General features: G+C 64.9%; 25 protein-coding genes. 17 read left to right on the forward strand and 8 right to left on the reverse strand.

The genetic code is table 11. The annotated features are described in order from the left end of the window. Positions 1–9 precede the first annotated feature (9 nt). Positions 10–423 (forward strand): heme-binding protein, encoded by a 414-nt coding sequence (locus J2X42_RS05325; RefSeq protein ID WP_310162952.1) that lies wholly within the window; start codon positions 10–12, stop codon positions 421–423. A 360-nt stretch (positions 424–783) separates the two neighbouring features. Here J2X42_RS05325 and J2X42_RS05330 read toward each other — a convergent pair whose 3' ends face one another. The 3 genes from J2X42_RS05330 to J2X42_RS05340 all read right to left on the reverse strand — a co-directional run bounded on the left by J2X42_RS05330 (position 784) and on the right by J2X42_RS05340 (position 3889). Then, complete coding sequence (locus J2X42_RS05330; protein ID WP_310162955.1) at positions 784–1515, reverse strand: FCD domain-containing protein; 732 nt, start codon at positions 1513–1515, stop codon at positions 784–786. 107 nt (positions 1516–1622) lie between these two features. Beyond that, positions 1623–2426 (reverse strand): alpha/beta hydrolase, encoded by an 804-nt coding sequence (locus J2X42_RS05335; RefSeq protein ID WP_310162957.1) that lies wholly within the window; start codon positions 2424–2426, stop codon positions 1623–1625. A 95-nt stretch (positions 2427–2521) separates the two neighbouring features. Further along, positions 2522–3889, reverse strand: coding sequence for an ROK family transcriptional regulator (locus tag J2X42_RS05340; RefSeq protein ID WP_310162960.1), 1368 nt, complete (start codon positions 3887–3889; stop codon positions 2522–2524). Between the two features lie 51 nt (positions 3890–3940). Here J2X42_RS05340 and J2X42_RS05345 point away from each other — a divergent pair, with 51 nt between their 5' ends. The 10 genes from J2X42_RS05345 to J2X42_RS05390 all read left to right on the forward strand — a co-directional run bounded on the left by J2X42_RS05345 (position 3941) and on the right by J2X42_RS05390 (position 14537). Beyond that, the gene (locus J2X42_RS05345) at positions 3941–5296 is read left to right on the forward strand and encodes an extracellular solute-binding protein (protein ID WP_310162964.1); all 1356 of its coding nucleotides are present in this window, start codon (positions 3941–3943) and stop codon (positions 5294–5296) included. A 5-nt stretch (positions 5297–5301) separates the two neighbouring features. Beyond that, complete coding sequence (locus tag J2X42_RS05350) at positions 5302–6273, forward strand: sugar ABC transporter permease (RefSeq protein WP_310162965.1); 972 nt, start codon at positions 5302–5304, stop codon at positions 6271–6273. Then, entirely contained in the window at positions 6270–7160 is an 891-nt protein-coding gene (locus J2X42_RS05355) for a carbohydrate ABC transporter permease (protein ID WP_310162967.1), read from the forward strand. The genes J2X42_RS05350 and J2X42_RS05355 overlap by 4 nt, the downstream gene beginning before the upstream one ends. Before the next feature lie 30 nt (positions 7161–7190). Beyond that, positions 7191–8321 (forward strand): mandelate racemase/muconate lactonizing enzyme family protein, encoded by a 1131-nt coding sequence (locus J2X42_RS05360; protein WP_310162969.1) that lies wholly within the window; start codon positions 7191–7193, stop codon positions 8319–8321. Between the two features lie 11 nt (positions 8322–8332). Further along, complete coding sequence (locus J2X42_RS05365; protein WP_310162972.1) at positions 8333–9166, forward strand: NAD(P)-dependent oxidoreductase; 834 nt, start codon at positions 8333–8335, stop codon at positions 9164–9166. A gap of 3 nt (positions 9167–9169) precedes the next feature. After that, complete coding sequence (locus tag J2X42_RS05370) at positions 9170–9859, forward strand: bifunctional 4-hydroxy-2-oxoglutarate aldolase/2-dehydro-3-deoxy-phosphogluconate aldolase (RefSeq protein ID WP_310162974.1); 690 nt, start codon at positions 9170–9172, stop codon at positions 9857–9859. Further along, a complete protein-coding gene (locus J2X42_RS05375) occupies positions 9847–10791 on the forward strand; it encodes a sugar kinase (protein WP_310162976.1) in 945 nt (314 codons plus the stop codon). Before J2X42_RS05370 ends, J2X42_RS05375 begins: the two co-directional genes overlap by 13 nt. Positions 10792–10818: 27 nt before the next feature. Continuing rightward, positions 10819–11817, forward strand: coding sequence for an SMP-30/gluconolactonase/LRE family protein (locus J2X42_RS05380; protein WP_310162978.1), 999 nt, complete (start codon positions 10819–10821; stop codon positions 11815–11817). Between the two features lie 113 nt (positions 11818–11930). Beyond that, entirely contained in the window at positions 11931–13037 is a 1107-nt protein-coding gene (locus tag J2X42_RS05385) for a (p)ppGpp synthetase (RefSeq protein WP_310162979.1), read from the forward strand. Positions 13038–13043: 6 nt separating this feature from the next. Further along, positions 13044–14537: a SulP family inorganic anion transporter gene (locus J2X42_RS05390; protein ID WP_310162981.1), complete on the forward strand. Its 1494-nt coding sequence runs from the start codon at positions 13044–13046 to the stop codon at positions 14535–14537. Between the two features lie 21 nt (positions 14538–14558). On the opposite strand, the gene J2X42_RS05395 is transcribed toward J2X42_RS05390, so the two are convergent. Beyond that, entirely contained in the window at positions 14559–15710 is a 1152-nt protein-coding gene (locus J2X42_RS05395; protein ID WP_310162983.1) for a GGDEF domain-containing protein, read from the reverse strand. Between the two features lie 156 nt (positions 15711–15866). Between J2X42_RS05395 and J2X42_RS05400 the strand changes: the two genes are divergently transcribed. Continuing rightward, complete coding sequence (locus tag J2X42_RS05400) at positions 15867–16859, forward strand: bile acid:sodium symporter family protein (RefSeq protein WP_310162985.1); 993 nt, start codon at positions 15867–15869, stop codon at positions 16857–16859. 35 nt (positions 16860–16894) lie between these two features. On the opposite strand, the gene J2X42_RS05405 is transcribed toward J2X42_RS05400, so the two are convergent. The 3 genes from J2X42_RS05405 to J2X42_RS05415 are packed head-to-tail and all read right to left on the reverse strand — an operon-like array spanning position 16895 to position 19640. Further along, positions 16895–18031 (reverse strand): mandelate racemase/muconate lactonizing enzyme family protein, encoded by a 1137-nt coding sequence (locus tag J2X42_RS05405; RefSeq protein WP_310162987.1) that lies wholly within the window; start codon positions 18029–18031, stop codon positions 16895–16897. Then, complete coding sequence (locus tag J2X42_RS05410) at positions 18028–18978, reverse strand: dihydrodipicolinate synthase family protein (RefSeq protein ID WP_310162989.1); 951 nt, start codon at positions 18976–18978, stop codon at positions 18028–18030. Before J2X42_RS05410 ends, J2X42_RS05405 begins: the two co-directional genes overlap by 4 nt. Continuing rightward, on the reverse strand, positions 18975–19640 hold the full coding sequence (locus J2X42_RS05415; RefSeq protein WP_310162991.1) for a GntR family transcriptional regulator: 666 nt from the start codon (positions 19638–19640) through the stop codon (positions 18975–18977). The genes J2X42_RS05410 and J2X42_RS05415 overlap by 4 nt, the downstream gene beginning before the upstream one ends. Before the next feature lie 116 nt (positions 19641–19756). On the opposite strand from J2X42_RS05415, the gene J2X42_RS05420 reads away from it, so the two are divergent. The 4 genes from J2X42_RS05420 to J2X42_RS05435 are packed head-to-tail and all read left to right on the forward strand — an operon-like array spanning position 19757 to position 24419. Then, positions 19757–21100, forward strand: coding sequence for a sugar ABC transporter substrate-binding protein (locus J2X42_RS05420; RefSeq protein WP_310162993.1), 1344 nt, complete (start codon positions 19757–19759; stop codon positions 21098–21100). Positions 21101–21103: 3 nt separating this feature from the next. Next, the gene (locus tag J2X42_RS05425) at positions 21104–22039 is read left to right on the forward strand and encodes a sugar ABC transporter permease (RefSeq protein WP_310162995.1); all 936 of its coding nucleotides are present in this window, start codon (positions 21104–21106) and stop codon (positions 22037–22039) included. Then, positions 22036–22941 (forward strand): carbohydrate ABC transporter permease, encoded by a 906-nt coding sequence (locus J2X42_RS05430; RefSeq protein WP_310162997.1) that lies wholly within the window; start codon positions 22036–22038, stop codon positions 22939–22941. Before J2X42_RS05425 ends, J2X42_RS05430 begins: the two co-directional genes overlap by 4 nt. 32 nt (positions 22942–22973) lie before the next feature. Next, positions 22974–24419: an aldehyde dehydrogenase family protein gene (locus J2X42_RS05435; RefSeq protein ID WP_310162999.1), complete on the forward strand. Its 1446-nt coding sequence runs from the start codon at positions 22974–22976 to the stop codon at positions 24417–24419. Here the strand turns inward: J2X42_RS05435 and J2X42_RS05440 are convergent. Next, a complete protein-coding gene (locus J2X42_RS05440; protein WP_310163002.1) occupies positions 24402–25109 on the reverse strand; it encodes a TetR/AcrR family transcriptional regulator C-terminal domain-containing protein in 708 nt (235 codons plus the stop codon). The genes J2X42_RS05435 and J2X42_RS05440 overlap by 18 nt on opposite strands. 107 nt (positions 25110–25216) lie before the next feature. Between J2X42_RS05440 and J2X42_RS05445 the strand changes: the two genes are divergently transcribed. Continuing rightward, positions 25217–25933 carry a DUF2306 domain-containing protein gene (locus tag J2X42_RS05445; RefSeq protein WP_310163005.1) on the forward strand — a complete coding sequence of 239 codons (717 nt, stop codon included), beginning with the start codon at positions 25217–25219 and terminating at the stop codon, positions 25931–25933. Position 25934 lies beyond the last annotated feature (1 nt).

The raw sequence follows: 25934 nt of genomic DNA on the forward strand, positions 1-25934 counted from the left end.
AGAACACCAATGCAGAACTACGTTGAATCGCTCTCGGTAAGTTACTCAGCCGCCGCACGTGCTGTTTCATTGGCCCTCGAAGAAGGGGCAAAACGTGGCGTCCTGGTGGCAGCCACCGTCGTGGATCCCATGATGGGGCTTATCGCTTTCGGTCGTGCGGACGGCTCGATGCCCCACAGCGTGGAGACCAGCCGGCGAAAAGCCAATACGGCAGCATCGTCACGGAGGCCGACCGGCTGGATGCAGGGAGATTTCGCGCTTGCACTTCCGATGGGAACCAATAATCTCCTCACAAACATACGTGGCGGATTTCCCTTGGTGTTCGAAGGAAAGCACGTGGGAGGCCTTGGAATCGCGGGTGGAACTCCCGACCAAGACGCCGATGTCGGACTAGCAGTGCTGGCGTCTTTGGGCAACACATAGTCACAACCTGACCTGGTGAGAGCCTGCCAGCAGCCCGGGGGAACAAGTGGCGGGCAACGTCCAGCTGCCTTGATGAAACATACATTGGGCAAGCGCAGACAGGGCAACGGCAGTCGATACAGCGAGTGATTAGGAAGCTATGGCCGCACGGGTTCCGACGTACTGTGTGTCGATGATGTAACGGGCGAGTACACGCCAAACGGACGTCCGGCAGCCCGTCAAACACCGTCAGAATAGGGTCTAATAGCTGTTTCCCGCACGCCTCCGGCGACACTCTTAGACTCCAACCTGACAGGCGGGCCTGCCGAGACCGTTGCCGCCGCGGGCAACGCGAATTGGCAAGTGGCCGGGCGGCCGAACCTAACGCGAAGCAACGTCCTTAAGCTTGAGGCGGATGCCGTCGAAGTGGCGCTGCAGGCGTTCGGACGCCAGCGCCTTGTCCTTCTTCTCCACGGCCTCGTAGATGTCCCAGTGGACACGCGCCTGGTCCTCAAGGTTGACCGGGCCGGAGCCGAGAGCCTCATGGATCTGGCGGTAGACCTGCCAGAACACGTCCATCAGGTTGATGAGCAGCTCGTTGTTCAGCGGCGCGTAGAGCCGCCGGTGGAATTCGGCGTCATGCTCGGCCAGCGCCTCACCCTTGGCCGCGGCCGCCTCCATGGCTTCCATGGTGGTCCGCAGGTCGGCGAGGTGCTCGGCGGTCATGAGCTCGATCGCCGAACCGATGAGGCCTGATTCCAGGGCCTGCCGGACGTCGATGAGTTCCATGGCCTCCTCGCCCTTGTGCCGCAGGGACAGCCGGCCGCGGAACGTGAGTCCAGAAACCAGGGCGCTGAAGTTGTTGGGGGCCACGAACATGCCGAAGCCGTGCCGGATCTCGATCACGCCCAGTGCCTGCAGCACCTTCAGGGATTCCCGGACCGTGTTGCGGCCCACGCCCAGCTCGGCGGACAGCTCACTTTCGGTGGGCAGCGCGTCCCCCACATCCAGGCCCTGCTCCAGGATCAGCTCCATGATCCGCGTCTGCAGTGCGTTGGACCTGATCTGGGCGCTGAAACGGGCTGGCGATACTTCTCGCGATGCAAGGGCCACGTGATCTCCTCCTTGTCGCCGAGGCGACTTTCTCTTGCTACAGCTTACAGGAGATGGGATGTCCAATGTCTAGATGCCGGCAACGAATAGAAATATATCGCTCCGCGTCAGCCCAGCAGCTGCCGCACCAGTTCACGGCATTCCCTGTAGGCGGTGGCTTTGGGGTCGATCAGGTCGTAGTGGTCCCCCGGCACCTTGGTCAGCCGAACGGTCATGCCGGCAGCACCCGCGGCGGAAGCATAGGACTCAGACTGGCTCAGCGGAACGGTGGTGTCAGCGGCCCCGTGGACCACGTGGACAGGCACGTCCAGCGGGATCGCGGTCATCGGATCGGCGTACCGGAGGCGCAGCGGATATTTCGACGACGACCCGCCCAGCAGGTTGCTCACGGCACCGTTGCTGAGGTCCAGCTTTTCGGCCTCGGCCAGGTTGAGCAGCCCCGACTGGCTGACCACGCCTGCCAGCCGGACCGCGCCGGTGCCGCTGTCCCGCAGGACCTGGCGGTCGGCGTCGGGCAGTCCCAGCTGTGCCAGACGGTCGCGGCCCGCCGCCCACACGGCAAGGTGGCCGCCGGCCGAATGACCCAGGGCCACTACGCGGTCCAGGTCCAGGGAATGGTCCTCGGCGAGATCTGCCAGCTTGTCGATTCCCGCCAGGACGTCGGCGAAGGTGTTGGGCCAGCCGCCGCCGTTTCCGGCCCGGCGGTACTCCAGGTTCCAGGCGGCCATCCCGTGCGCCGCCAGGTCCTTGGCCAGTGGTTCGCCGAGCTCGGCGCCGTACTGCGAGCGCCAGTAGCCGCCGTGGATGACCACCACCACGCCCCGGCGCGCGCCGCCGTCGGGCAGTTCCGGAAGGTAAAGCTCCCCGAACTGGCTGGGAGCCTCCCCGTAGTGGTACCGGTGCCGCTTCACTGCAACTTCCTTGGGGCAGCGCCCCGCGTTCGACGCCGCATGTCAGCCATGTGCCGAGCCTACAGTGAGAAGCCCGGCATACTGCGGCAGGTCCCCTAGCTCACCGCCGGCGCCATGCGGCGACGACCGTTTCCTGATTTCGCTTCTGATCCGTTGAGGAGCCGGTCCAGCATGTCGGGTGAGGTGGTTAATTTGGACAGGGCAAGTGCCGCGCCACCGGCGGCGCCGGCTTCCGGACCGCCGCCAAGGTCTGAGGCCACCACTTCAAGGGCCGCCGACGGGGTGAGGGCGTATCGCGTGATGCTCTCGTGGAGGGGGTCAAGCAGCACTGCTCCGGCCAATGACGTTTGGCCGCCCACTACGATGCGCTGCGGGTTGAGCAGGTTGCATACGCTGGCCAGGAGGCGGCCCGCCATGGTTCCTGCTTCGGCCAGGACGTTCCGGGCAGACCTGTCCCCGGCCGCGCTGGCGGCCAGCACATCATTCATGGAGGCCGACGGGCCCAGGATGGGTGCCAGACGGCTGAGGATGGCAGGGCTCCCTGCGACGAGAACCAGGCATCCCCGGTTTCCACATCGGCAGGCCGGTCCGTTGACGTCCACAGAAGTATGGCCCAGTTCTCCAGCGCCTCCGACTGACCCACGGTAGAGCTCACCCCCAAAGAGGAACCCCGCCGCGATTCCGCTGGACAGACTGACGTACATGAGGTCGGTGATGCCCTGTCCTGCCCCCCACTTGGCTTCGGCGATCGTCTCGAGGCGGACGTTGTTGTCGATGAAGACAGGAACCCCGAGGCGGCGCCCCATTTCCTCGCGCGCGTTGATACCGTGCCATGGCTGATCCGCGAGCGCGCCGTGCACAATGCCGTCTACCGGGTTGATTTGCCCCGGCAGGCCGATGCCGACCCCCAGAAGGTGGTCCCGCTCTCCTCCGGCCTCCTTGAGTGCCCGGTCGAGGAGATAGACGGCGGCTTCCGCGCGGATGGTCCAATCGTCCTTTGCGCCGATCGGGCCATCCGCCGAAGCCACTTCCTGGCCCATCAGGTCAGTGATGCGAACGCAGATCCTGTCCAGCACCTGGCTCATCCCCCCGATCCAGCCGGCCTCCGGGCTGAAGGCAAGCTGGTCGCCGGCACGGCCGTCCACTTCGTCCCCGCCATCAGCCCGCTCGGTCAGCTCCACCAGGACACCGCGCTCCATCAGGTCACGCGTGATGGTGGTGACCGTCGTACGCGAGATGTTGGCACGCCTGGCCATCTCCGCACGATGCATGGGACCTTGGCTGGCCAGCAGATCCAAGACATGAAGGGAATTGGATTGCCGGAGATTGCGGAGGGATCCGCCGCTTCTGGAGGAGTTCACCCATTCATTATGTATGGCTTTGCCGGTGATGGAAATAGTTTGTGTAAAGACTCTTGACACACTCTTGTGATAGCGCTCACAATAAGTCGGGGATCTGTCCATGACATTACACACTTCGGCCTCACGGGGCCCGTAGCGATGAAGGTACGTCCAATGAATGCACTAAATAACGTTTCCCGCCGGAGCGTCCTTGGCGGCGCTGCCCTTTTTGCCGGTTTTGCAGCAGTCGGCGGACTGACCGCTTGCTCGGCGAGTGGGGCAGGCGGGGCGGCAAAAAAGTCCGGCGGACTGCAGATCATGGGCCTCGGCAAAGAAATCACCAAGGACGTGATCGACGCCTGGCTCAAGGAGCACCCGGATGTGCCCATCACGATCATCGAGGATGACCCCACTCGCCTCAATGCAATGCTCGCCGCCGGAACCCCGCCGGACATCGTACGCTCGCCCGGCGCCACCGCCACGGCAAACATCGCCAGCCGCGGCCTGGCCCTGAACCTGGACGACTACCTCTCGAAGTCCACGGCGCTGAAGGAATCCGATCTGGCAAAAATCAACGACGTCTGGCGCTGGGACGGGAACAAGCAGGGCAGCGGATCCCGCTACGGATTCGCCAAGGACTGGTCCCAGGACTCAATGTTCTGGTACAACACCCAGGCCTTCACCGAGGCTGGCGTTCCGCTGCCGACCGCGGACAAGCCGTTCACCTATGACCAACTGCTCGAATTTGCCAAACCCATGACCAAGAGCAGCGGCGGGAAGGTCCAGCAGTACGGACTGTTCACCACTGCGCCTAACATCGAGACGATCTCAGCCATGGTGGCCACTTCCAACGGGCGTATCTTCAACGACGACCTCACCAAAGCCGACTTCACGAGCCCCGAAGCCAGGCAGTCACTCAAGTGGTTCCTCGACGTGGCCAACGCCAAGGTGGGCCACACCCTGACGGACCCGAACCCGGACGGCTGGGACGGTCCACCCTTTGGCAACGGGCAGGTTGCAATGTCCGCGGCAGGATACTGGTTTGGCGGTCTGGTGGGGACGAGTCCCAAGATCGTCGACGTTGCCCGTCTCGCACCGGCCCCGATGATGGGCTCGAAGCGCGTCAGCGCCACCACGGCGGCAACAGGCTATTGGATCTCCTCCAAGACGGCCATGAAGGACGAGGCCTACGCGTTCCTCGAGTGGTATTGCTGCACCGGCCCCGATGCCAAGGCGAGGGCAAAGTCCGGCTGGGGCTTGCCGTCAGTGACGTCCCTGAGGTCTGAACTGCCGCAGGCCGCGCCGTACCAGTCTGAAGGCCTGAAGGTCCAACAGAATGAGGAGCAGTACCTTGAGGTCCTCCCGTTCAGCCCCTACGCGCAGACCGTGGCCATCAGCGCCGCCATCGCGAACCTCTTCCCGCACGCCGTGAGCGGGGAGCTGTCGGCCGGCCAGTTCGCAGACCAGGCCACCACTGCCGTCAACGATCTCCTCAAGCAGGGCATGGAACTTGCCGGCAAGAAGGGCTGACGCAGGTGACCACGCAGTCGCAGGCTAGGTATTCCCGCTCCAGAAGCCGGCGGAGCACCACTGGCTTCAGGGGTTCGGGCGCTTTCTATGCCTTTGTCTCCCCGTGGCTGATCGGAACGGTACTTCTGACGCTGTTTCCGCTTGGCTACGCGCTCTGGATCAGCTTCACCAACTGGGACGGAATAGCACCGAGCCAGAACTGGATCGGCCTGAAGAACTACGGCGAGGCCTTGTCCGATCCACAAACGTGGGCAAGCCTGCAACGCACCGGGTTATTGGCCATCGTCATCGTGCCGCTGACCATCTGCGGTGGACTGGGGCTGGCCCTGTTGCTGAACGAAAAGGTCCACTTTCGGGCGGGGTTCCGCATGCTGGTGTACTTGCCGGCCATCGTGCCGCCTGTCGCAGCAACGCTGACCTGGAAGCTCCTGTTCGACCGCGACAGCGGCGCCATCAACGGCGTCCTGGCTCTCTTTGGCGCCGATGCAGTGAGCTGGCTGACGGGAAACATGGTCTTCGTCGTCCTTGTGGTGGTGATGCTCTGGGGCATCGGCGGCGGGGTTTTGATCAACCTTGCCGCACTTCAGGACGTTCCTGCCGAGCTTCACGAAGCGGCGCGGCTGGATGGCGCAAACGCGTTCATGGCATTCCGCCATGTCACGCTGCCGAGCATCTCACCGATACTGCTCTTCCAGGTCATCACCACAACCATCGGCGTCCTGCAGACCTTCGTTCCGGCACTGCTGCTGTCGCCAGCCACCGGGCCCGCTGCGATCACAGCAGTGCCGGAGGCGAACCGGGTCTTCATGATCGACGTCTACGCGCAGTACTTTGCATACTCCAGGTACGGGTACGCCTCCGCGATGCTCTGGCTGTTCTTCCTTGCCATCCTGGTCATCACCGTCCTCACGTTCAAGATCGGCGGTCGCACAGTCTTCTACGCCGTGGACCCGTCCAAAGAAGGGAAGCAGGGATGACACTCACCAGTCACCGCCCCGGAACGCAGACGCAGGCCACGCCACCGGAGGCTCCCCTAAGGCAAAGCCGGGAACGCAAAAATCTGGCGGCGCTGGTGATCCTGCTGGTCGTCTGCGCCATTCTCTTCCTTCCCGTCCTTTGGCTCGTGCTGACCTCACTGAAGCCGGCGGACCAGCTGACCTCTGATCCCATCACCTGGATCCCGAGCCCGATGCAGTTCCAGAACTTCGTCGAAGCCACAACAGTCCAGCCGTTCTGGGCGTATGCGGCCAACTCCCTGTTTCTGTCAACTGTCTCGGGCGCCCTGACCACTATCAGCTCCGCGCTCGTCGGCTATGGGTTCGCACGCCTCCACGGCAAGGGGAAGAATGTCCTGTTCGGAATCCTCGTTGCCATGATGATGACGCCCCCCATCATCACCCTCATTCCTACCTACTTGCTGTTTGCCAAGGTCGGGCTGGTCGGGACGTACTGGCCATGGGTGCTATGGGGCATGGCAGGCGTTCCCTACCTCATTTTCCTCTACCGCCAGTTCTTCGCGCAGCTTCCCCGCGAACTTGAGGAGGCCGCGATTCTTGACGGCTGTGGACGGCTGCGTATCTTCGCGCAGATCTTTCTTCCGCTGTCCAAGCCCGTCATCATCACCGCCTTCGTGCTTTCCTTCAACGGGGTCTGGGGCGACTTCATCGCTCCGAAGCTCCTGCTCAACCAGGACAACACCACCCTCGCCGTCGCCGTTACCACCGGCTACGTCAACGAGAAGGGGTTCCCGCTGAACAACCTCCTGGCTGCCGGCTCAGTCCTGTACGTCATCCCTGTGCTCATCATGTTCTTTTTCGTCCAGCGGTCCTATGTCCGCGGGTTTGCCACTTCAGGCATGAAATAGACATTCTGCCTGAATGAAAGGCCTCATCGCGTGAAAATAACAGACCTCGAAATACTCACGATCGACGACGGCGGCGCCATGATGATGGTTGTTGTGCACACCGACGAAGGAATCTTCGGCGTCGGAGAAGTCGGGCTGCGTTCGCGGCAGCTTGCCGTCCGGGGAGCCCTGGAGCACTTCAAACCGCTCCTCATCGGCAACGACCCTTTCCGCACCGAACATCTGTGGCAGGTCATGTCCAGGTCGGGGTTCTACCCCGCGGACCGTGTGCTTGCCTCGGCCATCTCGGCGGTGGACATTGCCCTGTGGGACTTGAAGGGCAAGGCGCTGGACATCCCGGTCTACGAGCTGCTCGGAGGAGCGGTCCGCGACCGGGTCAAATGCTACCGGCACATCGGTGGAGCCGACCACGCGGAACTAGTGGAAAGCGCGCGGCAGGCCTTTGAGGAGGGCTGGACCGTGGGTCGTCTCTCGGTTCCATCCGAGGGCGACCTGCTGGAACCGCGCGCCGCCACCCGCCATGCCCTGGCTGAAGTGGCGGCCGTCCGGGACGAGCTCGGCAGCGAGTTCGAGCTCATCCTTGACGTCCATACCCGGTTGGAACTTCCCGAGGCAACAACCTTGTGCCGCGAGCTGGAGGGGGCCAACATGTACTTCATCGAGGACCCCCTTCGCTGGGAAAACCCCGACATCTACCGCACGTTGCGCCAGCGCACCTCGGTACCGTTGGCGGCAGGCGAGCAGGCCGCGTCCAAATGGGAAATCCGGCCCATGATCGAACAGGACCTGATCGACTACGCGCGGTTCGATATCTGCATCGTTGGCGGCTTCACGGAGGCCAAGAAGATAGCGGGCTGGTGCGAGTCCCACCACATCCGCACGGCCACCCACAACCCGTTGGGACCCATCGCCACGGCCGCGTCCCTGCACCTGAACATGACCCTGCCTACGTTCGGCATCCAGGAGCAGTACCAGCTTCCAGGCACCCAGGCCACAGACGTGTTCCCGGTCCAGGCCACCATGGACGGGGAATGGATGCGCCGTCCCGAGGCACCCGGCCTGGGACTTGAGGTGGATCTGGAGGCCGCCCGGGCCCACCAGATGGAACCTCCTGCCATGCCCCAACTGCGGCGCCTCGACGGATCCTTCACCAACTGGTGAAAGGATCAAACATGAATTCCCGTGCAGGCGAAGAATCAACCCGTCCCCTCGTCGTTGTCACCGGCGCCGCCGGGCACGTTGGGCAGCTCACATCGCAGGCTCTCGCCGGGCGCTACCGGCTCAGGCTGATTGACCTGGACTGGCCCGCCGGAGACTCGCAGGACGCTGGGGACGGGACCGAACGCCTTGTCCTGGATCTCAGCCAACGCAGTGCCTGGGACGAGGCGCTGAGGTCCGCTTCCGCCGTCGTCCACCTGGCAGGTCATCCCTATCCCGGAATCGATGCCCGGACTGCGGTCGACAGCGGTGCCATGCTCACCGCACACCTGGCGGCTGCGGCCACCGGTTCTGGCATCAACAGAATTGTGTTCGCCAGCTCGATCCACACCCTGGGCCTTTACCACCGGGAGGCGCAGTACCCCATCAGCCCGCAGTGGCGCCCGCGTCCCTGCTGCGAATACGGCGCCGCCAAAGTCTTCTCTGAGAACCTGCTCGAAATCCTGACGGAACGGTCGCCCGTCTCCGTTGCCTGCCTGCGGCTTGGCCTGACAGGATTTCCCGCTGACACCGCAGACCTCGCCTCTCAATGGCTGGGACCAAGGGACTACGCCAGCCTGCTCCACGCGTCCCTGACCATACCCCTCAAATTCGGCACGTACCTGGGAATGTCCGGCGGCGCCGCCGAACGGTGGGACCTCAGTGGGACCATCACGGACCTCGGTTTCAATCCGACGGACCCCACACCCGGGCCGGAATCGTTTTCCGGAGAGGGGCCAGCCCCTACGCACTGCCTCATGTTTAAAACACGAACCTTGCCCCCGCCAACCGACCAAACAGAGGACTAGCCCATGGAAAACGCGAGCCATAAACTCCTGGCCGGCCTGCGGGACAACCGGCTGCTGGCAATCATCCGCGGAAACAACCCGGAAGCCTGCTTCGACACCGCCATGACGCTGGTCGACGCGGGGATCACCATCCTGGAGGTCTCCCTCACCACGAAGGACGCCCTGCACGTCATCAGCCGGATCCATGAAGCGGCCGGCGGAAAAGCCCTCCTGGGAGCTGGCACCGTCCTCACCGCCGCGCAGGTTCGTGAGGCCCAAGACGCCGGCGCGCAGTTCATCGTCACGCCATGCCTGGCACCCAGCACCGACGCCGCATTCAACCTTGGGCTTCCCCTGCTCGTGGGGGCGCTCACGCCCGCCGAAGTTTATGCGGCGGCGCGCGAAGGGGCCACGGCAGTGAAACTGTTCCCGGCGAGCGTTGGCGGCCCGGCCTACCTGAAAGCGCTAAGGGACCCGTTCCCTGACATCGAATTCGTCCCCGTAGGAGGGGTGGCCGCCGAGTCCGTCACGGAGTATCTCCAGGCAGGAGCCCTCGCCGTCGGGGCGGGTAGCCCGTTGACTGGCGACGCGCCCCGCGGCGGGAGCCTGTCCGGGCTCGGTGATCGCGCCCGGAAATTCATCGGGCTGGCGCAGACGCAGGCGGGGGCCGCAGAACGCCACTACGCAGGGGACCGGCACCAATGGACGTCCTGACCTTTGGCGAAACCATGATCGCGTTGAGGGCCGACCGCCCGCTGGCCCTGAACCCGAACATCAGCGCCACGGTAGCCGGCGCGGAATCCAACGTGGCCATAGCACTGGCGCGGCTTGGCCACAGCGTCCAGTGGGCCGGCAGGGTGGGCGACGACGCCGGCGGCGAACTCATCCGCCGCACGCTCAGGGCCGAGTCAGTGGGGCAGGACCACGCAACCACCGACCCACGCCGCCAGACCGGGATCCTGATCTTCGAGCAGCGGCTCCCGGATGTGGCCAGGGTGGGCTACTACCGCCAGAACTCGGCAGGCTCGGCGCTGAGCAGCGATGACCTTGCCCCGGCACTGGCCGGAAATCCACACATCGTCCACATCACCGGCATCACCTCCGCTTTGGGCGACAGCGCGGCGGACGCAGTCCTGAGGGCGGCGTCCGCCGCGCAGGAGCAAGGGGCAACAGTGACGTTCGACGTGAACTACCGATCGAAACTGTGGAGCAGGGAGGAAGCGTCCTCCACCCTCAGCGCCCTTGTCCCGTACGTCGACGTCGTCATCGGCTCACCCGACGAACTGGACCTCCTCATCCCGGGCCAGCCCGTCACGGCTGCCGAGTCCGCGTCCGCCGTCTTCAGCCTGGGCGTGCGGGAAGTCGTGCTGAAACTTGGCGCCGGCGGGGCCACACTCCACAGCAGGCACGGGACCACGCACTCCCCTGCCCGCCCCGTCACCGCCGTCGACAGCGTCGGTGCCGGTGACGCCTTCACGGCCGGCTACATTTCCGGGCTGCTCACGGGACTCCCAGCGGAGGAACGGCTCTACCTGGCCAACACGCTGGGGGCATTCGCCGTCTCAAGCAAGGGGGACTGGGAAGGCCTCCCCACCCAATCGGAACTCTCGCTTCTCGACGCCGGAAACGGCACCGTCCTGCGATGAACCCTGCTCAGATGAAAGGCGCCTCCCATGAAGGCAGACACCAAGGCCCATGCCTTTGAAGACCACCGCTACCCTCCGTGGAAAGTCTGCAACTGGACCCCGCTTGAACTCGGTGAAGGACCGCGAAGGTTGCCGGACGGGCGGGTCCTCACCGTCGATATCCTGCGCGGGCAACTCTGGCAGGTTGACCCGGCCTCTCCCGAGAATGCGGTGCTCTTGCAGGTTCTTCCCACGCCGCTAGGAGCGGTCGCGCCCATCGCCGGATCGGATACCGCGCTGCTGGCGGCGGCCGGGGACGGGATCGCCATCCTCGACGGCGGCGCCGTGGCGTGGCTGGCCAAGCCGGAAAGCCGGCTGTCCCCCGAGGACCCACATCAGCCCGCAGCGGTCCGGATGAACGACGCCGTCTGTGACCCGGGCGGACGCTTCTGGGCCGGAACGATGGCCTTGGACGCGGCCCCGTGCGCAGGTGCCCTGCACCGGGTTAACTTCGACGGAACCATTGCCACAGTCCTGACCGGCCTGACCATTCCGAACGGACCCGCATTCACCTCCGACGGCTCCCTCATATATCTGGCCGACAGTGCAGCGGGCACCATCACGCGCTTCGAGGTTGAGCCCGACGGCGGTACGCTCATGACCGCGCAGGCTTTCGCCACGGTCTCGGGCGGGAGTCCTGACGGCATGATTGTGGACGCGGAAGACCATCTGTGGGTGGCGATTTGGGGTGCCGGAAGGATCCACCGGTACCGTCCCGACGGCAGCATTGAGCGAGTTCTCCACGTTCCGGCGCAACAACCCACCAGCATCTGCTTTGCAGGCGACACGATGTCAACGCTTGTGGTCACGACGGCGAGGATCGGCCTCCAGGTTCCGCGGGCATTCGACGGGCTCACGCTGTCCGCCGACGTCGGCATCAGCGGCTATCCGACTCCTCCGGCCAGGATCGAACCAGGACTGATCAAAACAGGCGGCATCAAAACGGCCCAGGCCGCAAATACTCCCGAGGCAGCAGGCATCCGGTGACGGGCCGCGGCTGGTCAGCCTTCCGGGACTGCGGGCAAGTTCATTTTCCAGGAATCCGGGCGTCACGTGTTGATGAGAAGTTCGACGTCGGACCCCCGCCGTAAGCTGGAGCCATGCCGAGTAACTGGGACAGCCTGGATGTCAGCCTCCGCGAATCCGTGCAGGAGAACGTGGAGATCTACGAGCGCGTCCGCCCTGCCCTGAAGCTGGTCACCAAGGACGTTCTCCACATCCTCCGCGACATGCTGAAGGACACCGAGGTGACCCCGCTGTTTGTCACCGGCCGCACCAAGAGCGTTGAATCGTTCAAGGAGAAGATCTCCCGCATTGAGGAACCCCTGGAACCTGGCGGTCCGCCGGTCCTGAAGTTCCCGGATCCGTTCCGGACCCTCAATGACATGGTGGGCGTCCGCGTCATCACCAAGCTGCCGGCGGAGAACGCCCTCGTGGCCAACCTGATCAAACGCCAGCGGAACGTGTTCGACTGCCGGGGCGACCGCGAAAAGGACATCGGTTCCATCGAGTCCGGCACCTACGGCTATTCCAGCCGCCACCTGATCCTGCGGACCATCCAGAACGAGGCCGTCAAGGAGTACCAGCAGGCCTTCAACCCGGACATCCAGCCCAACGGCAGCTACTTCTTCGAATGCCAGATCCGCACGGTGTTCGCGCACGCCTGGAGCGAGATCGAGCACGACATCCGCTTCAAGGCCGAGGACCCCCGGGCCTGGACGCCGCACTTCGACCGGCAGTTCACCGCCACCGCCGCCATGCTGGAGACGGTGGAGAGTGCGTTCGCGGACCTGCACGAACGCTACGAGGAAGTCCGCAGTTACTGGGATCTCGAAGGTGAAGGCGCCGCCCAGCTCACTCCCAACCGGATCCGGGACGTCTGGCGCACCCTGCTGCCGCACGTGGACCGTAAAGTTGATGATGACTGGGGCTGGGCCGCCGAGCTCATGGCGGCGCACGGCCTCAACCAGACCGTGCAGCTCGCCGGGCTGCTCAGCGCCAACCGGATCACCGAGGTCCGCAAGGCCCTGGACCACCGCTACTCCCCCGGCCCGGACCGCCTGCTGGATGACCTCCTGCTGTGGCAGTACGGAACCAAGCACATTGACCTCACCGCCGAGGCGCCCGACGCCGTTCCGCACCCGCGGCGCGACAGCCTCCTGCGGCGGCTGAAACAGATCGAGCGTTACCGCCAGACCAAGAAATAGGGATCCATGCAGCCCCTGCAGCTCCAGTCCGTCAGGGCCACCCTCCGCTCACCCCGCCGGCTCAAAACCGAGGCACTTGCCGGACTGGTGGTGGCCCTTGCGCTCATCCCCGAAGCCATCGCGTTCTCGGTGATCGCCGGCGTCGATCCCCGGATCGGGCTGTTTGCCTCCTTCACCATGGCCGTCACCATCTCCTTTGTGGGCGGCCGGCCCGCCATGATCTCCGCAGCCACGGGCGCGGTGGCGCTGGTCATCGCACCGCTGATGCGCAGCCACGGCCTGGACCACCTCATTGCGGCAGTGATCCTGGCCGGAGTCTTCCAGATCCTGCTCGCGGTCCTGGGCGTCACCCGGCTGATGCGGTTCATCCCGCGGTCGGTGATGGTGGGGTTCGTCAACGCCCTGGCCATCCTGGTGTTTATGGCCCAGATCCCGGAGCTGATCGGCGTGCCGTGGATGGTCTACCCGCTCGTGGCCATCGGCCTGGTCATTGTGGTGCTTCTTCCCAGGATCACGACGGCGGTGCCCTCCCCGCTGGTGGCCATCGTCCTGCTCACCGCGTTTGTGGTGGTGGCCGGAGTGGACGTGCCGGCCGTCCAGGACAAGGGCCAGCTGCCGGAGAGCCTGCCCTCGCTGTTCATCCCCAACGTGCCGCTGACGTGGGAAACGTTCCAGGTCATCGCCCCGTTCTCGCTGTCCATGGCCCTGGTGGGGCTGCTGGAATCCCTGATGACCGCCAAGCTCGTGGACGACATCACGGACACCCGCTCCAACAAGACCCGTGAATCCTGGGGCCAGGGCGTGGCGAACATCGTCACCGGCTTCCTCGGGGGCATGGGCGGCTGCGCAGTGATCGGCCAGACCATGATTAACGTCAAGGGGTCCGGGGCCCGAAGCCGGGTGTCCACGTTCCTTTCCGGCGTCTTCCTGCTGGTCCTGGTGGTGCTCCTGGGCGACGTTGTGGGCCTCATCCCGATGGCCGCCCTGGTGGCCGTGATGATCTTCGTTTCCGCCATCACCTTCGACTGGCACTCCGTCGCTCCCCGGACCCTGCGCCGGATGCCCAAGTCCGAGACCGCCGTCATGGTGATCACCGTGGCCGTGGTGTCAGCCACGCACAACCTGGCTATCGGCGTCGGGGCAGGCGTCCTGGCGGCGATGGCCATGTTCGCCCGGCGCGTGGCCCACTTCGTCACCGTCGAGCGGACCGTGGTGGAGCTCAACGGCGAGAACGTAGCCACCTACACCGTGGACGGCGAGCTGTTCTTCGCATCCTCCAACGACCTCTACACCCAGTTCGAGTACGCCCTGGATGCCGAGCCTGACATCAGCCGCGTGGTGATAGACCTGCACGCCTCACACCTGTGGGACGCCTCCACCATCGCGGTCCTGGACGCGGTCACTGAGAAGTACCGCCGGCACGGCCGGGACGTGGAGCTGATCGGGCTGAACTCGGCAAGTATCCAGATGCGTGAGCGGCTGGCGGGCAAGCTCAACTGACGCTGGCTGCGGAGCCGACGGTCAGCGGGCGGTATCGCTGCGCGCAGTCCGGTTCCGGCCCTGCGACTTGGCCTCATAGAGTGCCGCGTCCGCAGAGGCAATCAGGGCGTCCAGGCCCGGCGTCCCGGCGTCGTACGTGGCGATGCCATAGCTGACGGTGGGCATCCTCGGCCCATCGGCGCTGACCGAATCCGCGAGCCGCCGGCTGATCGCATCCGCAATGCGTTCCGCGCGGTCCGCCGTGGCCCCGGGGATGAGCAGGATGAACTCTTCCCCGCCGTACCGTCCCGTGAGATCCGTTGTCCGCACCGTGTCCTGGCACGCTTCTGCGAAGGCCTGCAGCGCGAGGTCACCGGCGGCGTGGCCGTAGGTGTCGTTGACCGCCTTGAAATGGTCCAGGTCCGCCAGGATGAGCGCCCCGGACGCACGGGTCACGGCCGGGTCCGCCAGGTGTTCGGAAGCTAAGTCAAAGAAAGCCTTGCGGTTGAGCAGCCCCGTGAGGTCATCCCGGGTGGCCACCATCCGGAGGGCGCGGGTCTGCTGTTCACTGCTCAGCGCAGCCATGCTGAAGGACACCACCACCAGCAGCACCATGGTGACCAGCGTGGTCACCGCTGAGCCGAAATATGCGACGAAGGTTGGCCCGTCCGGGCCTTCGAGCAGGAAGACCACCAGCCGGCCGAGGTAGAAGGCGGACATCCCCGCTGCCGCGGCAGCCATGGGGATCCTGACCCGCGAATAACCCGGTTCGAGCCGCCAGAGTTCCCGTGAGGCAAGCCCCACCGTCAGGCTCATCGCGGCCAGGAACACCGCACCGCCGGACCAGGTGTTGGTGCCGGGATTGTCGACGGCGGAGGCAACCAGGGTGGCCAGGGGTATGGCCGTGAACAGCCACCGGCGCGGCGGCACCGTCCGCAGGGACCGCGCACCGGCCCAGACGGCCACTCCGCCGTGGACCACCAGGACGTTTCCCAGCGGATTGGCCCACCACTGATGGGCGGTTCCGTTGAAGAGGAAGGCGGCTGAACCTGTCAGGAAAAACACCAGGGCCAGGCACCACCAGCCGCTGTAGGGTGAGCGCGTGAAGCGGTAGGCCGAAAAATAGAACAGCAACCCGAGCACCAGAGCCATGAGGGCGAACGCAATCCTAAGGGTCGCTGTGTCCAGGACCATTTCCGAAGTTCCCCCCGACTGCCGAAGTGATGCAAAACTCAGTATGGCACCGCGCCCCGCCGTTCCGGGCAGAAACCCGCGAAGAGACGGCCTGGCTTGTTACCGTGCGGGGTCACGAACTGGCTCCCGGGCGCCCGCCAGTGCCAGCATGATTGGATGCTTGAGGCAACAAAATCCCAGAATCCCCCTGTTGAAGCCCCCATCAACCCCGCTTTGGCCGCGGAGGCGAAGATCGCCCGGATCGCGGTCACAGTTTTCCCGCTGCTGGTGGTCGTGGCCGGTGTCCTGGGATTCTTCCTCCCCGGAGCGTTCAAGCCCCTGGGCCCCAGCGTGCCGTACCTGCTGGGCATCATCATGTTCTGCATGGGCCTGACGCTGACCCCGCCTGACTTCGCCGCAGTGGCGAAACGCCCGTGGGCGGTGGTGCTGGGCATCGTGGCCCACTACGTGATCATGCCCGGGGCCGGCTGGCTGATCGCCGTGGCGCTGAACCTGGAACCTGAACTGGCCGTGGGCCTCATCCTGGTGGGCTGCGCACCGTCCGGCACCGCTTCCAATGTGATGGCGTTCCTTGCCAAGGGCGATGTGGCGCTGTCCGTCGCAGTGGCCTCGGTCTCCACGCTCATCGCGCCCATTGTCACGCCGCTGCTGGTGCTGTTCCTGGCCGGCTCCTACCTGCAGATCGACGCCGGCGCCATGGTGGGCGACATCGTCAAGACCGTGCTGCTGCCCGTCGTCGCCGGCCTTCTCGCCCGTCTTTTCCTTAAGAAGCTCGTCGCGAAGGTGCTCCCGGCACTTCCCTGGGCGTCCGCCGTCGTGATTTCCCTGATCGTGGCCATCGTGGTGGCCGGCAGTTCCAGCAAGATCGTTGCCGCCGGCGGCATCGTGTTCCTTGCCGTGGTGCTGCACAACGGCTTTGGCCTGGGCCTTGGCTACCTGGCGGGGAAGGTGGGCCGGCTGGATGACAAGGCACGCCGTGCCCTCGCGTTCGAGGTGGGCATGCAGAACTCGGGACTGGCGGCCACGCTGGCCACCGCCCACTTCTCACCCCTGGCAGCGCTGCCGTCTGCCGTGTTCTCGCTGTGGCACAACATTTCCGGCGCGATCGTGGCCGCCTGGCTGGCCCGGCGCCCGCTCCAGGACGCGTAGAACGCCTGAAGCGGGACGTGCCCGGCCGGCACAGGTCAGCAGAACGCGAGGGACCCGTCGGGCCTGGTGGGAAGCTGGCGCTCCCAATGGATGTAGTCATCCTCGGTGAGGGCGGCCTCGTCGATCTCGATTCCCCAGCCAGGCCGGTCAGGCCGAAGTTCGAGGTGGCCGTCCACGGGAAGGTACGGGTCGGGGCACCAGGTGGTTTCCTCGAGCTTGTACTCGAGGATGGAGAAGTTGCTGCAGGCTGCCGCGAAGTGAAGATTGTGGGCAACCGCCAGCGGACCCATCGGGTTGTGCGGCGCCACCGTGGTGAAATGGGCCTCGGCGATGGTGGCGATCCTGCGCATCTGGGAGATTCCGCCCACCACGCAGATGTCCGGCTGGACGATGTCGGCTCCGCCGCCGGAGAGCAAGCTGAGGAACTCGTTGGCTGAGTAGAGGCTTTCGCCGGTGGCAAGGGGTACCTGGAGTTCGGCGCGCAGCCGGTGCCAGGCGGGAAAGTACTCGGGCCGGATGGGTTCTTCGAAGAAGAGCGGCTGGTACGGGGCGAGTGCGTTGCCCAGCTGGACGGCCTGGAAGGGCTCGAAAATCTTGGCGTGGGCGTCGAAGGCGAAGTCCCAGGCATCGGGGCAGGCTTCCCTGACGGCCCCGAAGTACTCAGCGGTCTCGGACACGACCAGTCCCCACCGCCGGTTGTGGATGTCACCCCGGAAGGGACTGAGCTTGAACGCCGTGAAGCCGTACCGTTCGTTCAGCTCCTCGGTCACGGCCCGGCATTCCGCCGGGTCCGGTGCCGAGTAGACGCCGGCGTAGACGGAAACCCTGTCGCGCACGGTACCGCCCAGAAGGCTGTACACCGGCACGTCGAGCGCCTTGGCCGCAATGTCCCACAGCGCGTGGTCGATGGCAGAGATCGCGGCGAGGCCAATCGCGCCCTGGGGGAAGCGCGCTTTGCGGATGAGCTTCTGGGTCACATACTCGACGCGGCGGGGATCGTCGCCCTTGACCTGCTCAAACAGGTAGTCGAGCACCGGAACCAGGGCCCAGTCCGGGCCGTGGTTGTATGCCTCGCCCCAGCCTGAGATGCCTTCGTCCGTGTCCACTCGCAACAGCAGCCTCGGCCGGTTCCCGACGCGCTGCATGAAGGTCTTGAATCCTGTGATCTTCATGCGCGCACTGCCGTCTCGGTGCGGATGTCCGCCGGAAAGAGGTCATTCACGGTGCTCCAGTCCGCCAGGATGCCGGCGATTTCCGCACGGATGCCTTCCTCGAGCTCGTGGCTGGGCGGCCTGATGGTCCGTTCGCAGAGGCCCAGCTGGGACAGGGCTTCCTTGACGACGCTGACGTTGTTGGCCGACCTGTCCTCTGCCCGCAGTTCCTCGAACCTGGATATCCGGGACAGCAGATTGCCGGCCAAACGGTAGTCCCCGGAGCGCAGGGCGTCCCGGAGGGAGAGCGACAGCTGCGGATTGACGTTGACCAGCCCTGAGGTAAACCCGGTGGCGCCGTGGGCGGCGTAGGACAGGGCATATGGTTCAGCCAGTCCGGCGATCCAGACGAACCGGTCGGCGCCGGCCAGATCCCGGATCCGGGCGAACTGGGTGGGGTCCGGCACCGCATATTTGATGCCGATGACGTTGGGGCAGCGGTCGGCCAGCTCAACCAGCATTGCCGCGGTCACCCACTCGTTCCGGATGTACAGCACAAACGCGGTATCCGGCGTGGCCGAGGCAATCCGGGCGTGGTATTCCACCCAGCCGGCGGCAGAGACATGCGGATGGGACGGCTGGTGGATCATCGCCATCCGGATGCCAACCGCCGCGCCGGCCCGGACGTCGCCGATGGCAGACTCCACGTCGTGGCCGACGCCAAGAAGAAGGAAGGCTTCCGGGCCGACCGCCTGGGCCGAGGCCTCGATCAGCTGATGACGCTCCTGGGCGGTCAGCGCGTAGAACTCGCTGGTGTTTCCGTTGGGCGTAATCGTGGTGACGCCGTTGTCCACCAGCCGCCGAAGCAACAGCTTGAACGCGGCGACATCGACGGCGCCGTCCCGGTAGGGCGTTACGGGAATCGCAACGACGTCGGCCAGGGCTGTCCGGAGCTCGGAGAATGTCATCGTTTCCTGCCAGCGATCTGTCCGACGGCGCGGACCTCGAAACTGTGAATGTGGTGGAGGACCAGCTCGGCTGCCCGTCCGGCGTCGCCTTTTCGCGCCGCGGCCAGGATTTCGGCGTGCTCGGCCGCTTCTGTCTCCCAGGACGGCTGCTGGATCCAGGCGTTGACCGAGATGAGGGCCGTCTGCTCGCGCAGCCCGTCGAGCATGTCCATGAGGACAGGGTTGCCGCAGTTGGAATAGAGCAGCTGATGGAAATCCCTGTTGGCGAGGCTCCGTTCGGCTTCGTCCTTGGCGGACGAGGCACGGTCCAGCGCCTCCTGCGCAAGGTCAAGGTCCAGTCCGCGTTCCACAGTGCGGGCGACGGCGACCGGCTCCAGGAGTGAGCGGACGTCGAAGACACTGCGGGCCATCTCCTCATCCACAACGCGCACGGTGGCGCCCTTGTATTCGCTCATCGTGACCAGTCCGGCACCGACGAGGGTCTTGAGCGCCTCCCTCACGGGGGTTTTGGAGATTCCGAATCGGCGGGCCAGTTCCGTCTCAACCAGCGGCTGCCCGGCAGGCAGCTCGCCCGTGAGGATGGACCGCCGAAGCGCCTCCACCACAAGGCCGGTCCGGGACGACGCTGGCAGCAGACCGCTGGGCATGGATTCCGTGATCACAATAAATTCCTTTCCATGAAACTCATCATATCAGGTGTATCGTATGTAGTATATGATGTATGACAGCGGCGATTCACCGGCATCTCCGGCCGGCGCCTAACGAGAGGAACGCAATGATGCGTAAGAACGAAAGCTCATCCCCCAGCAGGATCCTCAAAAGAAGGACAGCCCTGTCCCTGGCAGCCATCCTCGCCAGCACCATGGCACTGGGAGCTTGCGGCACGGGGGCAGACACCGGCAGCGCCGAAAAGGGTGACGTCGTGCTCGAACTGTGGGACACGGATACCCGCCCCGAGCGCACGGAGAATCTGAAGACGCTGATCGGCATGTTTGAGGCCAAAAACCCCGGCATCAAGGTCAATTACCTCGGGCTGCCTACTGACTCATACATGCAGAAGATCAGCACGGCCATCGCCACCAAGGCGACGCCGGACATCATCACCCCGAAAGCCTCCGACATCTCAGCGCTCGTCGCGCAGGGCGCCCTGGCGCCCCTCGACAACGACTTCAAGAGCGGCGGGTGGGAAGACAAAATCTCGCCGGCGATGACCAAGTCCTCACGGGCGGCCTCACCGGATGGAAAGCTGTACCTGACACCGGCAACCAGCCTTGCCGACGTCGTCTATTACCGCTCTGACCTGCTCAAGGGTGCGGGGTTGTCCAGCCCCTCCACCTGGGACGATTTCTACACGGCGGCGGAGAAGCTGACGGACAAGGCGTCGGGCAAATTCGGCTACACGCTCCGGGGCGGCAACGGGTTCTTCCCGCAGTTCGTCCAGATGGTCTACCCGCAGGCCGGAATGGACAAATTCTTCCGCGAAGACGGCACGTCCACCCTCAACGACCCGGCAATCATCGCCGCAGCGGAGAAATACGCCGCCCTGTACGGCAAGGACACGGCAGCCAGTGACCTGACCGCCGACTTCAAGACCATGGTGGCGCAGTTCGGCGCCGGCGGAGCGGCCATGCTCAGTCACAGCATTGGGTCCTACCCCACCCACGTCGCAGCCCTGGGCGCCGACAAGGTGGGCGCGGTTGCGCCGTTCCCCTCTGCCTCCGGAAAATCCGTCCTTACGGGCCGCATGACCACCGGCTTCTCCATGTTCCAGGCCAGTACACACAAGGAAGCCGCATGGAAGTTCCTGCAGTACACGATGAGCGTTGAAGGCAACAGCTTCTGGGCCCAGAAATCCGGCTACCTGCCGGGCAACACCGAGGTGGCCAAGGAGTCGTGGGTGACGCAGAACCCGGCCATGCAGGCATCCGTGAAGGCTCTTGAGAACAAGGACGCGGTCCTGCTGGAACAGCCCTACTACTTGCCGGAGTTCAACTCCATCACCACCACCGACATGCTCCCCGAATGGCAGAAAGTGCTCCAAGGCCAGCTCTCCATGAAGGATTTCCTGACCACCAGCGCCGACAAGCTGACCAAGGCCCAGCAGAAGTACATGAAGAAGTAACCCATGGCAGTCATTACTCCCGCCCGCCCCGCACGGGCGAAGCGTCCCGGACGCTCACGACACTCAGGCCTGAGGCGCCTCTATCCTTATCTCCTCATCGGCCCCGCGGCAATACTGACCCTGGTGTTCCTGGTCTATCCGGTCGGCAGCGTCTTCTACTACAGCCTCCAGCACTCGAATGTGACCCAGCCCTGGAACGACGGCTTCGCCGGCCTGGATAACTTCATCGCCATGGGCTCCGATCCCCTCTTCTGGCGGAGCCTTGCCTTCACCGCCCAGTGGGTGGCCGTCGAGGTGGGACTGCAGTTCATCTTCGGACTGGCACTGGCGCTGCTGATCAACAAGACATTCATCGGACGCGGCCTGGCCAGGGCGCTCGTGTTCTCGCCCTGGGCGGTCTCCGGGATCCTGACCACCACCATCTGGATCCTCATCTACAACCCCTCCACCGGGATCGGCCGCTACTTCGCGGACATCGGCATCGGCGAGTACGGAGTGTCCCTCCTTTCGGGGAGCGGCACCACCTTCTGGGCCGTTGTGCTGGCCGAGATGTGGAAGGGCATCCCGTTTTTCGCGATCCTCATACTTGCCGACCTCCAGTCCGTGTCCCTGGAGCTTTACGAGTCCGCAGAGGTGGACGGCGCCGGCACCCTCCGGAAGTTCGTCTCGATCACGTGGCCGCACATCCGCCAGGCCATCATCATCGCCACCCTGCTCCGGGCGGTATGGGAGTTCAACAACGTTGACCTGCTGTACACACTCACCGGCGGCGGACCCGCGAGTTCCACAACAACCCTCCCCCTTTACGTCGCCCAGACAGCCATCCATGACCGGGACTTCGGCTACGGTTCGGCGCTGACCGTTGTGGCCTTCCTGATCCTGACGTTCTTCTCGCTTGTCTATCTGCGCATCACCAAGTCAAAAGAGGATGAAAAATGACCTCGCTGCTTCCCACGGCACCCCTCACTCCGGCCGAGCCAGAGGCCGCCAGCACACCGGCTCCTCGGCCCATGAGTGCCCTGAAAAAGCGCGAGCGCCGCATCGACAGGGTCCTGACCTACGCTCCGCTGACGCTGTTCCTCATCTTCACGCTTGTCCCGTTCTACTGGATGCTGCTCTTTGCGTTCCGGCCCGCCGGCTCCACGTCGCTGGTGCCGTGGCCGATCACCTTCGACCACTTCGCCACCGTGTGGAACGGTTCAGGCTTCGGCATCTACTTCCAGAACAGCCTTTTCGTGGCCGGGATGAGCCTCCTCACCTCGACCGTCATCGCCCTGCTCGGCGGCTACGCCCTTGCCCGCTTCAGGTTCCGCGGCAAGACGCTGTTCCTGGTGGCCATGCTGTGCACCCAGTTCGTGCCCGGCGCCATGATGCTGATTCCGCTCTTTGAAATCTTCAATGCCGTTGGCCTGACCAACAACCTGTGGAGCCTCATCATCTCGGACACCGTCTTCCACCTGCCGCTGTCACTGATCCTGATGGCCGGCTTCATCCGGAACGTCCCCATGGAACTCGAGGAAGCTGCCTGGGTGGACGGCTGCACGCGCATCCAGGCCTTCCGGCTCGTGGTCCTCCCGCTGCTGAAGCCGGGCATTGTGGCAGTGGGATCCTTCGCATTCATCAGCGCCTGGAACAACTTCCTGTTCGCCATCATGTTCATGAGCACGCAGAGCCGTTTTACGGTTCCCGTGGGCCTGAGCTACCTGCTGGGCGAGTTCGGCGCGGACTTCGGTGCCCTGGCCGCCGGCGGCGTCGTCGCTATCATCCCGGTGGTCCTCCTGTTCGCCTACGTGCAGAAGTTCCTCGTCCAGGGGCTGAGTGCCGGTGCCGTCAAGGGATGACCACCGCAACGAGTCACACAGCTGAAGCGCGGATGACCCCCGTATTGGCAGATTCCACGCCCTTTGACGTGAGCGCGGCATGTTCGGCAGCGGCTGATGCCGCTGTCGAACTCGGCGAGTCCCTCCGGTCTGAGCGGTCCGTTTTCCTTCACGAGCTTGCCAACGAACTGGAGCGGCACCGGGAGGCGATAGAGGGCGTGGCTGCGATTGAAACCTCGCTTTCCGCGAGCCGGCTTTCCGCCGAAATGACGCGGACGGTGAAGCAGGCACGGCTTTTCGCGGACGTGCTCGACGACGGCGGGTATCTGGAAGCCGCCATCGACCACGCAACGTCCACCACTCCGGATACGCGCCTCACACGGATACCGCTCGGACCGGTGGCAGTCTTCGGGGCGAGCAACTTCCCCTTGGCTTTCGGGGTTCCCGGCGGTGATACGGTCTCCGCCCTCGCCGCCGGGTGTCCCGTCGTCGTCAAAGGGCATCCAGGGCATCCGCAGACGAGCCGGCTTGCCTTTGAGGCGATCCAGCGGGCGGCGACGACGTCAGGAATGCCGCCTGGGACCATTGCCCTCGTCACGGGAATCGAGGCGGGGCGAAACCTGGTTTTGGATCCGCACATCCAAGCAGTCGGATTCACCGGGTCCAACGCAGCAGGACGGATCCTGTTTGATCTCGCGTCCGCCCGCCCCTCCCCGATTCCCTTCTACGGTGAACTCGGAAGCCTCAATCCGGTGGTGGTGACAGCCGCCGCTGCCCTGGCGAGAACGTCCGGCATCGCAGCCGCACTGGCATCGTCCATCAGCGGCAGCGCCGGCCAGTTGTGCACCAAGCCCGGCCTCATCTTCATTCCGTACGGTGCCGGCGACGCCCTGGTTGCCGCCCTCGCGGAGCTGCTGGATGCCGCGCCCGCCTTAACCATGCTGAACGACGGAATCCAGCAACGCTTCACCCAAAGCATCGGGGCCTGGACGGCTGCGGAGGCCGCGTCAGTTCTTGTCAACGGCGCGCAAGGCGGTTCCGCTGGCCCGCATCTCATCAGCGTCGATATAGGACGGCTCACGGGACCCTTGCTGGAAGAGGCCTTCGGACCTGCGGCAGTCATCGTCAGGTATGAGACTCAGGAGCAGGTGGTCGCTGCCCTCCAGTCGGTTGGTGGACAGCTCACCACGAGCCTGCTTTTTGAAGACGCGGAAGCGGACAGGCTGGGGTCAATCGCCCAGGCAATGAAGGGCCGTTCCGGGAGGCTCGTCTTTAACGACATTCCTACGGGAGTCGCCGTCGCGTGGTCCATGACCCACGGCGGCCCGTATCCAGCGACAACGAATTCAGCGCATACCTCCGTGGGCAGCGCCGCTATCAAGCGATGGCTGCGGCCGGTCACCTATCAGAACGCGCCGGAAGCAGTCCTGCCGCCGGAGCTGCGGGAAGGTTCGCGCGGCATTCCACGGCGAATCAACGGTTCACTGACCACGTCCTGAGCTCCAGTGCCGCCCATGCAGGCGTTCGAAGCCGTCCAGCATCAGGTCGAGGGCGAACTCGAACTCAAACTGGTCGTCGCAGCCGTAGCTGACCACTGAGCCGTCGTCGTGCCGGGCAACGCCAGCCACCTCAAGGATGTTCGGATACGTCCGCGCCATCTCCTGGAGCATGGCAGCCTGCGCCTCCGGCGGCATCACCGCCTCCTGGCTTCCGGCGGCGGCGTCGAACAGCTCCTGAGTGAAGCCCCACATCCGGCTCCCCAGCGCGTGCATCACGTGGTGGGTGAGGTCAACGGAGAAGCCGCCGGCCAGAAACATTCCGATGACTTCGTCGGTGTGCTTGAGGACGGCGGGCGTCCGGTTGGTGCGGGTTTCCAGCGCCTGGCGGGCCCACGGATGCCGCAGCAGCGCCTGCCGCGCGGACAGCACGCGCAGCCGGACGGCATCCTTCCAGCCAGCGCCGGCGACCGGCGCGATCTCGCCGATAACGACGTCCACCATGCCGTCAAGGAGTTCATCCTTGTTGGCGACGTGCTTGTAGAGCGCCATCGGCACCACCCCGAGCGCCTCGGCGAGCCGGCGCATGCTCAGCGCCTCAAGGCCCACCTCGTCGGCGAGCGCGACGGCGGCCTCCAGCACGCGGGCCCTGTTCAGGGGGGTGCGGCGTGAGGTTTCCAGCTGCTGGGTCATCCGACCCACCCTTCCTTAGCCGTTTCCTATTGACAAGTGTACGGCGTACACCTAGCGTGGTGCACATCAGGTGTACGCCGTACACCTTTCAGTCAAAGGGACCGACAATGCCAACGCAAACCAAGCTCGCCTCTGCCCCCGCAGGCCGCCGCAGGGCGCAGTGGCCAGTGCCCGCCGGGCTGATCCTCCTCAGCCTCATCCCGGTCATCGCCGGGGCGGCGCGGCTCACGGAACTGACCAGTGGAGCCGCGATCACACCGCAGAATGCCAGGTTCTTCGCTTCACCTGTCCCGGTGGTGGTCCACATTGTCAGCGTGACGGTCTACAGCCTGCTCGGCGCGTTCCAGTTCGTGCCAGCGCTCAGAGGCAGGCGCGGCTGGCACCGCATCGCCGGGCTCATTCTGATTCCCGCCGGGCTGCTGACGGCACTGACCGGCCTGTGGATGTCCGCCTTCTACGTGCTTCCCGACGGCATCACCGATGTCCCGCTGCGGATCCTCTTCGGCTCCGCCATGCTGGCGAGCCTGGTGATGGGCATCGTGTCGATCCGCCGGCGGGACTTCGTCCGGCACAGCGTGTGGATGACCCGCGCGTACGCCATTGCGGTGGCCGCCGGCACCCAGGCGCTGGTGATCCTGCCTTGGATGCTGCTGGTGGGCCCGCCCGGCGAACTCATCCGGGCGCTGCTGATGGGGTCGGCCTGGGTGATCAACCTGGCAGGGGCCGAGTATGTCATTCACCGGCGGGCCCGGGTCCCGGCAAGGCCGCCGCGGCCGTCCGCCCGCGTAATCTTGGATGCACAGGCAACGCGCGTGCGCGCCTGAC

Source organism: Arthrobacter sp. BE255 (genome assembly GCF_031457335.1).
Taxonomy (GTDB): Bacteria; Actinomycetota; Actinomycetes; order Actinomycetales; family Micrococcaceae; genus Arthrobacter.

What these genes read in the sequence shown, in the direction of transcription:
- J2X42_RS05325 (WP_310162952.1), top strand. Translation starts at nt 10, where the DNA reads ATGCAGAACTACGTTGAATCGCTCTCGGTAAGTTACTCAGCCGCCGCA.
- J2X42_RS05340 (WP_310162960.1), bottom strand. Translation starts at nt 3,889, where the DNA reads ATGGACAGATCCCCGACTTATTGTGAGCGCTATCACAAGAGTGTGTCA.
- J2X42_RS05345 (WP_310162964.1), top strand. Translation starts at nt 3,941, where the DNA reads ATGAATGCACTAAATAACGTTTCCCGCCGGAGCGTCCTTGGCGGCGCT.
- J2X42_RS05355 (WP_310162967.1), top strand. Translation starts at nt 6,270, where the DNA reads ATGACACTCACCAGTCACCGCCCCGGAACGCAGACGCAGGCCACGCCA.
- J2X42_RS05365 (WP_310162972.1), top strand. Translation starts at nt 8,333, where the DNA reads ATGAATTCCCGTGCAGGCGAAGAATCAACCCGTCCCCTCGTCGTTGTC.
- J2X42_RS05370 (WP_310162974.1), top strand. Translation starts at nt 9,170, where the DNA reads ATGGAAAACGCGAGCCATAAACTCCTGGCCGGCCTGCGGGACAACCGG.
- J2X42_RS05375 (WP_310162976.1), top strand. Translation starts at nt 9,847, where the DNA reads ATGGACGTCCTGACCTTTGGCGAAACCATGATCGCGTTGAGGGCCGAC.
- J2X42_RS05380 (WP_310162978.1), top strand. Translation starts at nt 10,819, where the DNA reads ATGAAGGCAGACACCAAGGCCCATGCCTTTGAAGACCACCGCTACCCT.
- J2X42_RS05385 (WP_310162979.1), top strand. Translation starts at nt 11,931, where the DNA reads ATGCCGAGTAACTGGGACAGCCTGGATGTCAGCCTCCGCGAATCCGTG.
- J2X42_RS05390 (WP_310162981.1), top strand. Translation starts at nt 13,044, where the DNA reads ATGCAGCCCCTGCAGCTCCAGTCCGTCAGGGCCACCCTCCGCTCACCC.
- J2X42_RS05395 (WP_310162983.1), bottom strand. Translation starts at nt 15,710, where the DNA reads ATGGTCCTGGACACAGCGACCCTTAGGATTGCGTTCGCCCTCATGGCT.
- J2X42_RS05400 (WP_310162985.1), top strand. Translation starts at nt 15,867, where the DNA reads ATGCTTGAGGCAACAAAATCCCAGAATCCCCCTGTTGAAGCCCCCATC.
- J2X42_RS05405 (WP_310162987.1), bottom strand. Translation starts at nt 18,031, where the DNA reads ATGAAGATCACAGGATTCAAGACCTTCATGCAGCGCGTCGGGAACCGG.
- J2X42_RS05410 (WP_310162989.1), bottom strand. Translation starts at nt 18,978, where the DNA reads ATGACATTCTCCGAGCTCCGGACAGCCCTGGCCGACGTCGTTGCGATT.
- J2X42_RS05420 (WP_310162993.1), top strand. Translation starts at nt 19,757, where the DNA reads ATGCGTAAGAACGAAAGCTCATCCCCCAGCAGGATCCTCAAAAGAAGG.
- J2X42_RS05425 (WP_310162995.1), top strand. Translation starts at nt 21,104, where the DNA reads ATGGCAGTCATTACTCCCGCCCGCCCCGCACGGGCGAAGCGTCCCGGA.
- J2X42_RS05430 (WP_310162997.1), top strand. Translation starts at nt 22,036, where the DNA reads ATGACCTCGCTGCTTCCCACGGCACCCCTCACTCCGGCCGAGCCAGAG.
- J2X42_RS05435 (WP_310162999.1), top strand. Translation starts at nt 22,974, where the DNA reads ATGACCCCCGTATTGGCAGATTCCACGCCCTTTGACGTGAGCGCGGCA.
- J2X42_RS05440 (WP_310163002.1), bottom strand. Translation starts at nt 25,109, where the DNA reads ATGACCCAGCAGCTGGAAACCTCACGCCGCACCCCCCTGAACAGGGCC.
- J2X42_RS05445 (WP_310163005.1), top strand. Translation starts at nt 25,217, where the DNA reads ATGCCAACGCAAACCAAGCTCGCCTCTGCCCCCGCAGGCCGCCGCAGG.